This window comes from Dyella japonica, from assembly GCF_040545895.1.
Taxonomy (GTDB): Bacteria; Pseudomonadota; Gammaproteobacteria; order Xanthomonadales; family Rhodanobacteraceae; genus Dyella; species Dyella japonica_D.
Map to the genome: position 1 here is coordinate 396472 of NZ_JBEPMU010000003.1, position 14251 is coordinate 410722.

Sequence of the window (14251 nt, forward strand, 5' to 3'; positions counted from 1 at the left end):
GGGCTGCCATCATGAAACTGCGCCTGCAGGCCATCCGGAAGTGGGCGGTGCAAACCGCCCGCCTCTGCTGTGGCGTTCCCGATTACGACGTGTACGTGAAGCATCTGCGCGAACACCATCCGGACCGCGCCGTGCCCAGCTACAAGGAGTTTTTCCGGGAGCGGCAAATTGCCCGCTACAAGGGAACCGGCGGACGCTGCTGCTAGGCTGGGTTCGGTCGGCGCACACCAAAGGCCGTGTCCCGGCGGGGCATGGCCTTTCTCGTCTCTGAACGGGACTGGGCAGCCAGTGCCCTAGCCTTCATCATCGCGCCCAGATCATGGCCGCTCGCTACCGCACGATTCCCGATGACCGAACACCACCACCATCACCACCACCCTCGCCTGCAGCCCTCTTCGGAGATCGAGGCCCAGCACAGTCTCGGCCTGCGCATCATCGCCATCTACAAGGCGGTGAAGACGGTGTGCCTGATCCTGGTGGCCATCTTCGCGTTCCACCTCGACCGCGAGCAGAACTTCGAAAAACTGGTGCACTGGCTGGAACACCTGTCGCTCACCGACAGCAACGGCCTGCGCTGGCGACTGGTGGAAGTGCTGCAGTCGCTGGGGCCGAGCAAGTTCGTGGCCATTGGCCTCGTGGCGCTGGCCTATGCCGCCATCTTCGCTACGGAGGGCACCGGCCTGTGGCTGCGCAAGCACTGGGCGGAATGGTTCACCGTGATCGCCACGGGCTCGCTGATTCCGCTGGAGCTGTACGAGACCATCCACAAGTTCGGCTGGCTCAAGCTGGGGGCTCTGGTCGCCAATGTGGCCATCGTGATTTATCTGGTGCGGATTGCGATGCAGCCAAGGCCACCCAAGCTCAAGAACTGACGACTGCGCGCCGGCAACAGCGCGCTCACACTTCGTGGTGCAGGCCTTCCGCCTTCACCGCGCTGCTGCGCGGCGCCAGTTCCACCAGATACATCGCCGCCAGCACCAGCGCGCCGCCGGCCAGCATGCGCCAGGTGAGCGCGTCCTGGCCGAACGTCACGGCAAAGCCGGCCGCGAACACGGGCTCCAGCGTCATCACGATGGCCGCGCGCGTCGGCGAGAGATGCGCCTGCGCCCAGGTCTGCACCAGCATGGCGCCCGCACCGGCCGCCAGCGCCATGTAGACCACCGCCGCCCAGGCGCCGAGATCCGGCGGCAACGTCGGTCCCGACGGCAAGGTGGCCAACAGGCAGATTGAAGCGATCACGATCATCTGCACCGTCGACAGCGCGAACGCGCTGCCAGGACGCGACCATGTGCCCAGCCCTACGATGTGCAGGCCATACAGCGCCGCCGACGCCAGCGTGAGCCACACGCCGTAGCCGATGCTCAGGCCATGCAGCGCGAGCAGCCCAAGGCCGCCCACGGAAAGCAGCACGGCAATCCAGGTCACCGAAGGCAGGCGCTGGCGCAACAGCACGGTGCCGAGCAACGGCGTGAACACCACGTACATGCCGGTGACGAAGCCGCTGATGCTGGCCGAGGTATGTTCCAGTCCGGACGTCTGCAACAGCTGCGCGATGCCATAGATGGCACCCAGCGCCATGCCCTGCCACCACTCGCGCAGGCTCAGCCGCAACAGCGGCCGGTGGAATAACACGGCCATCGCAACCGCGGCGATCAGAAAGCGCACGGCCAGGAAATCGGCCACCGGCATGCGCGTCACCAGATCCTTGATCAGGAAAAAGGTGGAACCCCAGATGGCGGTGACGGAAACAAGACCTAGCGTGGCCCATGTGGCCGTTCGCGACGCAGGTACAGTCATGCGGCGTCCTGCGATCGCTTGCGCCGCATCAGCCGCCACAGCTGGCCGGGAATCTGCAGCAGGAAATGCGTCCAGATGCCCAGCCACACCACGGCAGCGACCCAGGGCTTGCGCGCATCCGGATCGAACTTGCGGAACCAGCGCCACATGCCGCGATGCTTGTGCCGGCTCACGAACACCGGACGATGACGGCTGGAACTGCCCTTGCCGTGCAGCACGTGCACGTCGCCCGCCAGCATCACGTGATAACCCGCATCGCGTACGCGGCGGCACATGTCCAGGTCTTCGCAGTGCAGGAAGTAGTCTTCGTCGAAGCCGGCGAGGTATTCGAACACGCGACGCGGCATCAGCATCAACGCACCCGACACCGCCTCGGCCTCGACCAGCGCGTTGGGCATCGGCCCTTCGATGTTGATGCCTTCGCCGCCGCGCTTGAACAGCGTGTTCAATGCGCGGCGCATCAGAGGATCGCGGCGATAGGAGGCCGGATCGGGCGTGCCGTTTTCATCGCACACCACCGCGCCGATCACGCCGGCGCGCGGATGCGCAGCCAGCATCTCGAGCATGCGCTGCAAGGTGTCGTTGTCGATCAGGCAATCGGGGTTGAGCACCAGCAGCGACTTGCCGTGCGACTGCGCGGCGCCGCGATTCACCGCGGGACCAAAACCGAGATTGGCGTGGTTGTAGACCACCCGCAGCCGCGCATCGCTTTCGTGCGCACGCGCGATCGCCTGCGGAATGCCGTCGTCCGACGCGTTGTCGACCAGGATCATTTCCAGCGGCACATCGCACGCCAGCACCCGCCGCACGCAGTCGCGCAGGCTGGGACCGCTGTCGGCCGCCACCACGATCACGCTGACCGGCAACACGGAGGACAAGGAAGGAGATGCGTCGTTGTTCACAGCCACAAGTATGCGTTGTCCAGAACGTCGTGAGTGCCCGAATGGCCCCACAGGGTTCGAACTGCCGTCATCGACGCGTCGCCCCGGGGAACATCCAAGTGTATGTCGATCCGCGACCCGATACGATTTCGCCGCGGGAAAACGCTAGGAGCGACCCTGCCCCAGCACTTCATGCAGCGGCGCCGGCACGCCATCGTTGCCTTGCGCCAGCCACGGCTGATCGCCGTCCCAACCGCTCAGCTGCCATCCTGTCAGGCGATGGATATGACCGCCGTGACGGTCCCACAGCACTTCGCCGCGTCCGCCCGGCAGGTTGGCGGCGAACCATCGGCCGCCCGGACTGATGCAATAGCGCGGACTGGCCTGGTCGATGATCTGTCCTTGCGCGAACACGTAACGTCCCCGCCCTTCGCCGCTGGCCTCGAATCGCGCCACGCCTGCGGCATCGATGCATTCGCCCGTGGCTTCCTGCCAGTTCGCACGCGCCAGTTCGATGATGTGCGCGGGCGGCCCGATCGGCGCCATGGCCAGTTCGCTCCACTCGGGCGTCGCCTTCGCCGCGGGCGTGCGCCTTACCCGATGATCGAGCAGCGACTCCATCAGCACCACCAGCGAAAAACCCACCAGTGCCCCGAGCAAGGCCGCGCCCCAGGCAAGCAGGTCGCCACCCAGTGCACGCTGCACGGCAAACAACAGGCCCGGCAAGCCCCAGCGCAATGCACGGCGGCACCACTCCGCATAACGGACGACACGCCGGTCGAACACCACCGCACCGAAGGCCGACAAGAGCACCAGCGACAGGCCCAGCCACCACGGCAACAGCGCGACCACGCACGTCCACGCTGCTGCCGGAAGCATCCGCCAAAGCCAGCGTGCGACCGTAGCCACGCTAGACCTTTTTCACCGGCCCAGCGTGGCGGCAACGCATCAGCCGCACCACACCCGTGCGTTGCGGAACATGCGCATCCACGGCGAATCCTCGCCCCACTTCTCCGGATGCCAGCTCATCTGCACGCTGCGGAACACGCGTTCCGGATGCGGCATCATGATCGTCACGCGACCGTCGGCCGCGGTGAAGCCGGTGAGGCCGCCCGGCGAACCATTCGGATTCAGCGGGAAGTCTTCGGTGGGCTTGCCGCGGTTGTCCACGTAACGCAGCGCACCGCCCGCCTTGGACGGACTGCAGCTGTACGGGAAGCTCACGCGGCCTTCACCGTGCGCCACCGCCACCGGAATGCGCGAACCGGCCATGCCCTTGAAGAAGATGCTCGGCGAATCGAGCACTTCCACCGTGGCCACGCGCGCCTCGTATTGTTCGGACGCGTTGCGCAGGAACTTCGGCCAGTGCTGCGCACCGGGAATGATGTCCTTGAGCTGGCCCATCATCTGGCAGCCGTTGCACACGCCCAGCGCGAAGCGCGAGGGGTCGGCAAAGAACGTGCTGAATTCCGCGCGCAGGTATTCGTTGTACAGGATGGACGTGGCCCAGCCGCGGCCGGCGCCGAGCACGTCGCCGTAGGAGAAACCGCCGCACGCCGCGAAGCCGCGGAAGTCAGCCAGCTTGATGCGGCCGCTGGCGAGATCGGACATATGGACGTCCACCGCATCGAAGCCGGCACGCGTGAACGCGGCAGACATTTCGACCTGGCCGTTGACGCCCTGCTCGCGCAGCACGGCGACGCGCGGTCGTGCGCCCTTGGCGATGTATGGCGCCGCGATGTTGTCCGACGGTTCGAACGTCAGCTTGGGATGGATGCCCGGATCGGCATCGTCCAGGCGCCATTCGTTCTCCGCATCGGCGGAGACCGGGTTGTCGCGCAGGCGCTGCATGGCGTGGCTGGTTTCATTCCACGCCTGGAACAGCGTGCGCCAATTCCACTTGAACAGCGTGTCACCGTTGTGGAACAGCTTGATGCCGAGCTTTTCCTTGGGACGGCCGATGCGATACGCCATGCCGGTGAGGCCGTGCTTCACCAGCAGCGCCTCGAACGCCTCGCGGTTGGCCGAAGCCACCTGCATGACGGCGCCGAGCTCTTCGTTGAACAACGCGCGCAGCGTGGCTTCCGCCCAGCCATCCAGATGGATTTCGAGGCCGCAGTGGCCGGCGAACGCCATCTCCAGCAGCGTCACGATGACGCCGCCGTCGGAGCGGTCGTGATAGGCCAGCAGCAGGCCGTTGGCGTTGGCTTCCTGCACGAGGTCGAACAGCGCCTTCAGGCGCTTGGCATCATCCAGATCCGGCGGCACGCCGCCGCCGCGGTTGAACACCTGGGTGAGTGCGGAGCCGCCGAGTCGATCGCGGCAGGCGCCCAGGTCGAGCAGCCACAGTTCGGAATCGCCACGATCGAGTCGCAGCTGCGGCGTGAGCGTGCGGCGCACGTCGGTGACGCGCGAGAACGCGGTAATCACCAGCGACACCGGCGAGACGGTGCGCTGCGTGGTGTCGCCGTCCTTCCACACGGTCTGCATGGACAGCGAGTCCTTGCCGACCGGAATGGAGATGTCGAGCTCGGGGCACAGCTCCATGCCCACGGCCTTCACCGCGTCGAACAGCGCGGCGTCTTCGCCGGGATAATTCACCGCCGCCTGCCAGTTCGCCGACAGACGCACTTCACCCAGCGACGCGATCGGTGCGGCAGCGAGATTGGTGATGGCTTCGCCCACGGCGAGGCGCGCGGCGTCCGGGCTGCTGAGCAGCGCCACCGGTGCGCGCTCGGCCATCGCCATCGCCTCGCCGGTATAGCCGTCGAAGTCGGTGATGGTGACCGCGCAATCGGCCACCGGCACCTGCCACGGGCCGACCATCGGGTCGCGCGCATTGAGGCCGCCGACGGTGCGGTCGCCGATGGTGATGAGGAAGCTCTTGCTGCCCACGGTGGGCAGACGCAGCACGCGCATCAGTGCTTCGTCCATGCTGATGCCGGCAAGGTCGGGCAACAGATCCACGCGCGGCTTCAGACGCTTGGCATCGCGATGCATGCGCGGCGGCTTGCCGAACAGCACGTCCATCGGCAGGTCGATCACCAGCGTGTCGGTGCGCGGATCGTGCACCACCAAGCGACGCTCGGCCGTGGCATCGCCGACCACGGCGTACGGGCAACGCTCGCGCTTGCAATAGCCCTCGAACTCGGCGAGATCGTCCGGCCCGATCGCGAGCACGTAGCGCTCCTGCGATTCGTTGCTCCAGATCTGCATCGGCGACAACGACGGGTCGTCGCATGGAATGGTGGAGAGATCGATGCGACCGCCCACGCCGGCGTCGTTGAGCAGCTCGGGAATGGCGTTCGAAAGGCCGCCCGCGCCCACGTCGTGCACGCTGACGATGGGATTCTTGTCGCCACGCGCCCAGCAGCTGTCGATGACCTGCTGCGCGCGACGCTCCATCTCGGCGTTGTCGCGCTGCACCGAGGCGAAATCGAGTTCCTTGCTGGACGTGCCCGACGCCACCGACGAGGCGGCGCCGCCGCCCAGGCCGATCAGCATGGCCGGACCGCCCAGCACGATCACCTTGTTGCCCGGCTGCACGTCGCGCTTCTGCACGTGGTCCGTGCGGATATTGGCGAGGCCGCCGGCGATCATGATCGGCTTGTCGTAACCGCGGCGCACGCCGGCTTCGCCGGTCTCGTGCTCGTAGGTGCGGAAATAGCCGCCCAACGCGGGGCGACCGAATTCGTTGTTGAACGCGGCGGCGCCCAGCGGACCATCGCGCATGATTTCGAACGCGGTGGCCATGTGCGGCGGCAGCGGGCGATCCACTTCCCAGGGACGCGGCAGGCCCGGGATGCGCAGGTCGGACACGGAGAAGCCGGTCAGGCCCGCCTTCGGCTTGGCACCACGGCCGGTGGCGCCTTCGTCGCGAATCTCGCCGCCGGCACCCGTGGCCGCACCCGGCCACGGCGCGATGGCCGTCGGGTGGTTATGCGTTTCCACCTTGATCGCGTAATCGATGCGTTCCGGGTGAGCGCGCCACACGCCGTCTTCGTCGGCGAAGAAGCGCTTGCCTTCGGAGCCTTCGATCACCGCCGCGTTGTCTTTGTAGGCGGACAGCGTGTAGGCAGGCGAATGCTGGTGGGTGTTCTTGATCATGCCGAACAGGCTCTTTTCCTGAGCCTCGCCGTCCAGCGTCCAACTGGCGTTGAATACCTTGTGGCGGCAGTGCTCGGAATTGGCCTGCGCGAACATGAAGAGTTCGGCGTCGGTGGGATCGCGGCCCAGTTCGGCGTAACGCGCCACCAGGTATTCGATCTCGTCATCGGCCAGCGCCAGGCCCAGTTCCTTGTTGGCCTGGTCCAGCGCACCCTTGGGGTCGCCGCCCAGCTCGATGTAGACCAGCGGACCGGGCTTGCCGCCGAGGAACAGGCTCTTGGCCTGGCCCAGGTCGGTGAGCACCGATTGCGTCATGGCGTCGTGCAGTACGGTCACCACCGCGTCGTACTGCGCGCTGCCGAGCGCCGGCAGGCTGGCCACTTGCCAGGCCACGCCACGCTCCACGCGATGCACGTCGAAACCGGCGCCATGCAGGATGTCGGTGGCTTTGCTGGACCACGGCGAAATCGTGCCCAGACGCGGCACTACCCACAGCGAGGCGGATTCGGGCGTGCCTTCCTTGGCCTCCAGCACTTCCAGCAGGCGACGATGCTGCTCGCCCTCCGGCGTGCGGTCGGCGTCGATGAAATAAACGAACCACGACGCCTGCACACGCGTGCCACGATGAATGGCTTCCAGGCGTGCGTTGAGGCGTTCGAGGCGAAAAGGCGAGAGGGCGCTCTGCCCGTCGAGTGCGATCATGCGGGGAACGGGAGGTAGGCGAAAACGCCGATTGTACCCCATGGCGCATCAAGACTGCCGCGACGCAGCATCGCGGCTCATGGGGCGGCATTGGCTTGCCCAACACCGAAAAAATCACCCAAACGCCTGAATCCCATGAAAATTCAGGCCCGTTCAGACACCCAAACGGGCCGATTGGAAGAACTTCAGCCGCCCGACTTCAGCGCCTGCAGCAGCTGGTCCGGCGTCACGTAGCCGCCCAGCATGGCGCCATCGGCCCCGATGATGGTGGGCGTACCGGATACGCCGAGCTTCACGCCCAGCTCGAATTCGTCCTTCACCGGGTTGGGGCAGTTGGTGGCCTTGGGCGTCTTGCCCTGCTTGGCGGCGGTGAATGCCGCCTTGCGGTCACTGGCACACCACACCGACACCATCTCGTTATAGGTAGGTGTGGTACGCCCGGCTTCGTTGGTGACGCCTTCGCGCGGCCAGGCCACGTACTCCACGGCGATGCCCGCCTTGTTGAAGTCGGCAATGTGTTCGTGTAGCTGGCGGCAGTAGGCGCAGTTGACGTCGGTGAACACGGTGACGCGGTAGCGCGGGTTGGCCGGCGAGAACACGATGCGATCGGCCTCGGGCACCTTGGCCAGCTCGGCCTTGCGGTAATCGGCCCAGCCGTCGTCGGTGATGTTCTTCTTTTTGCTCAAATCGATCAGGTCGCCATTGAGCATGTACTTGCCATCACTGGACACATAGACCAGATGGCCCGAGGCAATGACCTGATAGAAGCCCTGCATGGGCGCCGGGCGGATCGAATCGATGCTCGCATTGGGCACCAGCCCGAGCACAGCCTTGCGGATGGCCGATTCCTGACCGGCAGCGACGCCCGCCGTGCCATCGGGTGCGGCACAGGCATTGAGCGTCAATCCGCCGACGCACAGCGCCAGCAACCATTTCTTGAACATTGCGGACCTCTTGGACATGCATTTCCCCAGGGGGAAACGTGGGGGAAAGCCATTCTGGCACAGCCACATGAACGCGTATGCGGGCCGTTTGGCACAGCGGGCGTCGGTCAGCCGCGGGGATGGTGCTGGGCGTGCAGGCGCTTGAGACCTTCCTTCGCCACCAGGGTGTATATCTGGGTGGTGCTGAGTGCGCTGTGGCCCAGCAGCATCTGCAGGGCGCGCAGGTCGGCGCCGTGGTTGAGCAGGTGGGTCGCGAAGGAATGGCGCAGCACATGCGGCGAAATGCGCTTGGACACGATGCCCACCTGCACCGCGTAACGTTTCACCAGCGTCCAGAACATCTGCCGCGTCATGCCTTCGCCGCGATTGCTCAGGAACAGCGCCGCGGGTTGGCGCCCCTTGGCGAGCACCGGACGCGCCGTGGCCAGGTAGGCCTCGATGCGTTCGGCCGCCACCTCGCCGATGGGCACGAGGCGATCCTTGCCGCCCTTGCCGGTGACGCGCACCACGCCCTGCCGGAGGTTGAGCGAGGCAAGCGGCAGCTCGACCAGCTCGGACACACGCAGGCCTGAGGCATACATCAGTTCCAGCATCGCGCGATCGCGTAGGCCCAGCGTGCTGGCGATGTCCGGCGCATCGAGCAGGCCTTCGATCTCGCGTTCGGCCAGCGCCTTGGGCAGGCTGCGCGGCGTCTTGGGACGCTCGATCAACAATGTGGGATCGTCGAATCCCGGCTCGATGCGCGCCACGTGCGCGTAGTACCGGCGAAACGCCGACTGACGTCGCGCCAGCGAACGCACCGCCACCGGCTGGCTGCCGTGATACGCCGACAGATGATGCCGCTGGGCACTGCGCAAACTCTGGCCTTGCCTGCCGAGCCAGCGTGCGAGACCTTCCAAGTCCTGGCGATAGGCTTCGAGCGTGCGATCGGAAAGGCCATCTTCGGACCACACGCGCTCGATGAAGGCATCGATGCTGCGGCGGTCGGCTTCGGCGATACTGGGTTCTTCTTGCTGCATGGACGCGATGCTCGCCGCCCGCCTCGCCACGTGCAAGCGTTCCTTTTTTACGGGCCACCGTTTCGATGACTTCCATCCCCGCCACCGATGTCTACTGCCCGCTGTGGCGTCGCCTGATCGCCCTGGTCTATGACCTGCTCGCCGTGGTGGCCATCGTGATGGTGGTGGGTTACGTGTGCCAGCGCGTCACGGGCGGCACCTTGATCAGCACCGATGGACACGCGCGCATCGCCTGGTGGTACCAGCCGCTGCAGGCGCTGGTGGTATCGGCGTATTTCGTTGCGTCGTGGCTGCGCGGCGGACAAACGCTGGGCATGCGTCCGTGGCGCATTCGCCTGAGAAATGCGCAAGGTCTTGCCGTGTCGCCAACACAGGCGCTGGTACGCTTGTTCGCTGCCGCCGCGCCTTTGTTTTTGCTCGCATTGGCGCCGTGGATAGGTACAAGGGCGGCACTGTGGGCGGTGGCCATCGCATGGATCGGCTGGTTCGGCGTAGCCATGGTCGATCCGCAGCGACGAGCTCTCCACGATGTGATCGCGCGCACGATTTTGTGCAAGTAAGGAAAGCTTCACATGAAAGTGAAGTGGTTTCAGGCAACACTCCTTGTATGCCGTCGCTTGCGCTTTCCCATCGCACCGCCACCGAACTGAATCACGTCAACCAGGCGTTCTACGATTCGCTGTGGTCGGGCTCGCGACTCGTGGACCCATCGCGTTTCAACACCTGGCCCATGGTGCGCGAACTGGCCATGGCCTTGCCTCGTCGTCTGGAAATTGCACCGGGCCTGCGTCCGCGCCTGCCGCTGGACGGCACGTACTTCGTCGACATCAGCCAGGCCGCCCTCGGCGAGCTGCGTTCGCATGGCGCCAGCGCCACGCGCGCCAGCATCGGCGCCCTGCCCTGTGCCGATGCAAGTTTCGACCTGGTTTGTGCGCTGGACATCCTTGAACACGTGGCCGACGACGACAAGGCGCTGCGCGAGCTGTCCCGCGTCGCAGCACCCGACGCACGCATGCTGCTCTCGGTGCCGCTGCATGAAGAGGCCTGGACGGCGTTCGACGAGTTCGTGGGCCACTATCGCCGCTACGAGCCCAGCCAGATCCTGCGCAAGCTGGAATCGCATGGTTGGACCATCGAGCAAAGCGCCATCTACGGCATGCAACCCACCTCCAAGACCTTGCTGGGCCTAGGCCAGTGGTATTTGACACACCAGCGGGAACGCGCCCTGTGGTGGTACAACCGGGTGATCATGCCCTTGGGCCTGCGCCTGCAGAAACCGCTGCAGTGGCAGCGCGGCATGCCGGACTGCGATGGCGTGGACGAGCTGCTGCTGCTTTGTCGCCGCGCGTAAGCGTCTGATTCAGCAAGCCTGAGACAATGCGGCGGCGCAGCACGACCGCCTCAAACCGGGTAAGATGCCTGCCTCTGACGCCTCCCGGTTCCACCCCGATGCTTTATCAGATCCATGAGTGGCAGCGCGCTTTCCTCGGCCCGCTGAGCCATTACGCCGAAGCCAGCGCCAAGCTGCTGAGCGACATCACCAGCCCGCTTTCGCATCTGCCCGGCGCCCAGCGCATGGCGGCCGGCTACGAGCTGCTGCACCGTCTGGGCAAGGAATACGAGAAGCCCGCGTTCAATCTCCCGCAGGTCACCGCGCACGGCCAGGAAATTGCCGTGATCGAACGCGTGATGCTGGACAAGCCGTTCTGCCAGCTCAAGCGCTTCAAGCGCTTCAGCGACGATCCGGACACCATCGAAAAGCTGAAGAACGACCCGACCGTGCTGGTCGTGGCGCCGCTCTCCGGCCACCACGCCACGCTGCTGCGCGACACCGTGAAAACGCTGCTGCAGGACCACAAGGTGTACATCACCGACTGGGTCGATGCGCGCATGGTGCCGGCCAGCGAGGGCGCGTTCCATCTCGACGACTACGTGGCGTACATCGAGGAATTCATACGCCACATCGGCGCCGAGCGCGTGCACGTCATTTCGGTGTGCCAGCCGACCGTGCCGGTGCTGGCCGCCGTATCGCTGATGGCCGCGCGCGGCGAAAAGACGCCGCTCAGCATGACCATGATGGGCGGCCCGATCGAGCCGCGCAGCAACCCGACCGGCGTCAACAACCTCGCCACCAACCGCCCGCTCAGCTGGTTCCGCGGCAACGTGATCCATACCGTGCCGCCGAATTATCCGGGTAGCGGTCGTGAAGTGTATCCAGGCTTCCTGCAGCACGCCGGCTTCATCGCCATGAACCCGGGCCGTCACCTCAACTCGCACTGGGACTTCTACGAGAACCTGCTGCGCGGCGACCAGGACGACGCCGAAGCACACCGCAAGTTCTACGACGAATACAACGCCGTGCTCGACATGCCGGCCGAGTATTACCTCGACACCATCTCCACCGTGTTCCAGCAATTCCTGCTGCCGCGCGGCCTGTGGGATGTCTCGGGCGAACGCGTGAAGCCCTCCGCCATTACGAAGACGGCGCTGTTCACGGTCGAAGGCGAACTGGACGACATCGCGGGCCTGGGGCAGACCGAAGCGGCGCATGATCTGTGCACCAGCATTCCGGCGGATCGACGCGAGCATCGCGTGGTGGAAGGCGCGGGCCACTACGGCATTTTCAGTGGGCGCCGGTGGAGGCAGACGGTTTATCCGCAGGTGCGGGAGTTTATTCGTAGGTTTGATGCGCGCTGAGTTGGCGCGCGGCTCTTTCGGCTCTTTCGGCTCTTTCGGCTCCGTTTTCACGGCGGAGCCGAAATCCCTCTCTTTTTGCTCGTCATCCCGGCGAAGGCCGGGATCCAGCGCCCCGGTTTTAGGTTGTCGCGATTACGCCTGATCGCGCTTTTGCGGCGCTGCTGCAACCGGGCCGCCTACGCGGCGGGCGTTTCGATCGGCTGCCGCCGCTCGAGTCACTTTTCTTTTGCTGGCCCAAAAGAAAAGTAACCCAAAGAAAATGGCCTTCAGAGCAAAGGCTCGCAGCATCGTGTTGGGATAAGCCCGAGCGCTCGAGGATGGTCGTGGCGGGACACCCATGGGAGGCCACACAGCGGGTACTCCGTAGCGCTGCGCAACGCGCCCGAATCGTTGAGGACTTAAAGCGGAGCCTCACTGCGCATCGGCCTTTGCTTTGGCTTCGCTCTTCAAGCCGTCTCCGTGCACCGCACTTCTCCCTCTCCCCTTGTGGGAGAGGGTTGGGGAGAGGGGGCGGGTGCTCGCGAAAACACTACTGCTGCGAGCTTTGGCTCTGGCTCTTGGGGTCCCCGTATGACAGCGGCGGGCGGGTGAAGGAAAGCCCGCAGGGTGGCCGGCATGGATGCCGGCCAGTTTTTCGACAGGACACGGACGTCCTGTCGAAAAACCCCGCAACCCGCACGCGGACCTTCCGGGCTACGCCCGGAAGGCGCGTCATCCGGGGGGCCGTTTCTTTTGGCATTGCCACCATCTCGGTGGTTACTTTTCTTTGGGCAAGCAAAGAAAAGTGACCCGGCGACCGGCAGGTCGTCGGAAGCCCGCCGTAGGCGAGCCAGGTGGCGATATCGCAACAACCGAAGACTGACAAAACTGTATCCCGCCCTGCACCGGGATGACGAACAGACTTTGTGATTCTATCCAGCGAGGCAAGGGCACTCCTCCTTTCCAAGGGACGAGAAAGACCACCCCGCCAAGAATCAACCAAAAAACTGCCGAAACGCCGCAATAGTCCGCGCCACACCTTCATCATCGATATCCAGATGCGTCACCAACCGCAACGTCGGCAGATAACCGATGCTGATGCGAATACCTGCACTCCGCAAATGGACGTCCAATTCGCGCAGGCGATCCGCCGGAACATCGATGAACACCATGTTGGTGTGCTGACCCAACAGCTTCACACCGGGCAAATCACCCAGGCCTGCCGCCAGCATCACCGCCCGAGCGTGGTCGTCGGCGAGGCGATCCACATGATGATCCAGCGCGTACTGTGCGGCAGCGGCCAGCATGCCGGCCTGTCGCCAGCCGCCACCCGTCACCTTCTTCCAGCGACGCGCCTTCTCGATCAGCGCAGCCGAACCCACCAGCACGGAACCCACGGGTGCACCCAACCCCTTGGAGAGGCATACCGACACGCTGTCGAAATACCTGGCAATTTCTCGCGCCGGCACACCGCATGCCACGGCGGCGTTGAAGAGACGCGCGCCGTCCAGATGCAAACCCAGCCCACGTTCGCTGGCGAAAGCACGTGCCGCCTTCAGATAGTCCATGGGCAGGACACGACCGTGCCAGGTGTTTTCCAGCGCCAGCAGGCGCGTGCGCGCGAAATGCGGATCGACGGGCTTGATCGCGGCGGCCACCTTGTCGAGCGGCAGGCTGCCGTCCACGTCGTGTGCAATCGGCTGCGGCTGGATCGAGCCGAGCACGGCAGCGCCACCGCCTTCAAATTTGTAGGTGTGTGCGTCGGCACCCACCAGGTATTCGTCGCCACGCTCGCAATGCGACATCAACGCGATCAGGTTCGACTGCGTGCCGGTGGGCACGAACAGCGCCGCCTCGAAACCGAGATCGGCGGCCAGCCGCTGCTGCAACGCGTTCACCGTGGGATCTTCACCGTAGACGTCGTCGCCCACGGCGGCTTCCAGCATGGCGGCACGCATGGCCGGCGTGGGACGGGTGACGGTATCGCTGCGCAGGTCGATGGGTTCCACGATGGACTTCCGTTGCGTTGAACAGACCGAAAGCTTGATCGTTCGCCCAACCGGGAGCAAGAGCCTTGAACACGTACATATGACATCGGCTTGGGCTAGCCTTGCGGCGACGTCTC

At 65.2% G+C, this 14251-nt stretch carries 12 protein-coding genes; 5 read left to right on the forward strand and 7 right to left on the reverse strand.

Annotated elements, in window-relative coordinates:
• Window positions 1–11 precede the first annotated feature (11 nt).
• Both ABIC75_RS12040 and ABIC75_RS12045 read left to right on the forward strand, forming a co-directional pair.
• The gene (locus ABIC75_RS12040) at window positions 12–206 is read left to right on the forward strand and encodes a YbdD/YjiX family protein (RefSeq protein WP_354014095.1); all 195 of its coding nucleotides are present in this window, start codon (window positions 12–14) and stop codon (window positions 204–206) included.
• 141 nt (window positions 207–347) lie between these two features.
• A complete protein-coding gene (locus ABIC75_RS12045; RefSeq protein ID WP_354014096.1) occupies window positions 348–872 on the forward strand; it encodes a DUF2127 domain-containing protein in 525 nt (174 codons plus the stop codon).
• Between the two features lie 25 nt (window positions 873–897).
• Here the strand turns inward: ABIC75_RS12045 and ABIC75_RS12050 are convergent, their stop codons facing one another.
• The 6 genes from ABIC75_RS12050 to xerD all read right to left on the reverse strand — a co-directional run bounded on the left by ABIC75_RS12050 (window position 898) and on the right by xerD (window position 9450).
• A complete protein-coding gene (locus ABIC75_RS12050) occupies window positions 898–1797 on the reverse strand; it encodes a DMT family transporter (protein WP_354014097.1) in 900 nt (299 codons plus the stop codon).
• Window positions 1794–2666, reverse strand: a complete 873-nt coding sequence (locus tag ABIC75_RS12055; RefSeq protein WP_354014351.1) for a glycosyltransferase family 2 protein — start codon at window positions 2664–2666, stop codon at window positions 1794–1796. The genes ABIC75_RS12050 and ABIC75_RS12055 overlap by 4 nt, the downstream gene beginning before the upstream one ends.
• A 177-nt stretch (window positions 2667–2843) precedes the next feature.
• Window positions 2844–3557: a hypothetical protein gene (locus ABIC75_RS12060; RefSeq protein WP_354014098.1), complete on the reverse strand. Its 714-nt coding sequence runs from the start codon at window positions 3555–3557 to the stop codon at window positions 2844–2846.
• 69 nt (window positions 3558–3626) lie between these two features.
• The gene (purL, locus tag ABIC75_RS12065) at window positions 3627–7487 is read right to left on the reverse strand and encodes a phosphoribosylformylglycinamidine synthase (RefSeq protein ID WP_354014099.1); all 3861 of its coding nucleotides are present in this window, start codon (window positions 7485–7487) and stop codon (window positions 3627–3629) included.
• Window positions 7488–7672: 185 nt separating this feature from the next.
• Window positions 7673–8431 (reverse strand): DsbC family protein, encoded by a 759-nt coding sequence (locus tag ABIC75_RS12070; RefSeq protein WP_354014352.1) that lies wholly within the window; start codon window positions 8429–8431, stop codon window positions 7673–7675.
• Window positions 8432–8538: 107 nt separating this feature from the next.
• Window positions 8539–9450 (reverse strand): site-specific tyrosine recombinase XerD, encoded by a 912-nt coding sequence (gene xerD / locus ABIC75_RS12075; RefSeq protein ID WP_354014100.1) that lies wholly within the window; start codon window positions 9448–9450, stop codon window positions 8539–8541.
• A 65-nt stretch (window positions 9451–9515) separates the two neighbouring features.
• Here xerD and ABIC75_RS12080 point away from each other — a divergent pair, with 65 nt between their 5' ends.
• The 3 genes from ABIC75_RS12080 (at window position 9516) to ABIC75_RS12090 (ending at window position 12147) form a co-directional block, all read left to right on the forward strand.
• Window positions 9516–10010: an RDD family protein gene (locus ABIC75_RS12080; RefSeq protein WP_354014101.1), complete on the forward strand. Its 495-nt coding sequence runs from the start codon at window positions 9516–9518 to the stop codon at window positions 10008–10010.
• A gap of 47 nt (window positions 10011–10057) precedes the next feature.
• Window positions 10058–10801 carry a class I SAM-dependent methyltransferase gene (locus ABIC75_RS12085; protein WP_354014102.1) on the forward strand — a complete coding sequence of 248 codons (744 nt, stop codon included), beginning with the start codon at window positions 10058–10060 and terminating at the stop codon, window positions 10799–10801.
• 98 nt (window positions 10802–10899) lie between these two features.
• The gene (locus ABIC75_RS12090) at window positions 10900–12147 is read left to right on the forward strand and encodes a polyhydroxyalkanoate depolymerase (protein WP_354014103.1); all 1248 of its coding nucleotides are present in this window, start codon (window positions 10900–10902) and stop codon (window positions 12145–12147) included.
• A gap of 974 nt (window positions 12148–13121) precedes the next feature.
• On the opposite strand, the gene ltaE is transcribed toward ABIC75_RS12090, so the two are convergent.
• On the reverse strand, window positions 13122–14135 hold the full coding sequence (ltaE, locus tag ABIC75_RS12095) for a low-specificity L-threonine aldolase (protein ID WP_354014104.1): 1014 nt from the start codon (window positions 14133–14135) through the stop codon (window positions 13122–13124).
• Between the last annotated feature and the right edge of the window lie 116 nt (window positions 14136–14251).

Bases quoted from the DNA above. Each gene is read 5' to 3' on its own strand.
- ABIC75_RS12090 (WP_354014103.1), top strand. From the start codon at position 10,900: ATGCTTTATCAGATCCATGAGTGGCAGCGCGCTTTCCTCGGCCCGCTG.
- xerD (WP_354014100.1), bottom strand. From the start codon at position 9,450: ATGCAGCAAGAAGAACCCAGTATCGCCGAAGCCGACCGCCGCAGCATC.
- ABIC75_RS12080 (WP_354014101.1), top strand. From the start codon at position 9,516: ATGACTTCCATCCCCGCCACCGATGTCTACTGCCCGCTGTGGCGTCGC.
- purL (WP_354014099.1), bottom strand. From the start codon at position 7,487: ATGATCGCACTCGACGGGCAGAGCGCCCTCTCGCCTTTTCGCCTCGAA.
- ABIC75_RS12070 (WP_354014352.1), bottom strand. From the start codon at position 8,431: ATGTTCAAGAAATGGTTGCTGGCGCTGTGCGTCGGCGGATTGACGCTC.
- ABIC75_RS12060 (WP_354014098.1), bottom strand. From the start codon at position 3,557: ATGCTTCCGGCAGCAGCGTGGACGTGCGTGGTCGCGCTGTTGCCGTGG.
- ABIC75_RS12085 (WP_354014102.1), top strand. From the start codon at position 10,058: ATGCCGTCGCTTGCGCTTTCCCATCGCACCGCCACCGAACTGAATCAC.
- ABIC75_RS12045 (WP_354014096.1), top strand. From the start codon at position 348: ATGACCGAACACCACCACCATCACCACCACCCTCGCCTGCAGCCCTCT.
- ABIC75_RS12040 (WP_354014095.1), top strand. From the start codon at position 12: ATGAAACTGCGCCTGCAGGCCATCCGGAAGTGGGCGGTGCAAACCGCC.
- ABIC75_RS12050 (WP_354014097.1), bottom strand. From the start codon at position 1,797: ATGACTGTACCTGCGTCGCGAACGGCCACATGGGCCACGCTAGGTCTT.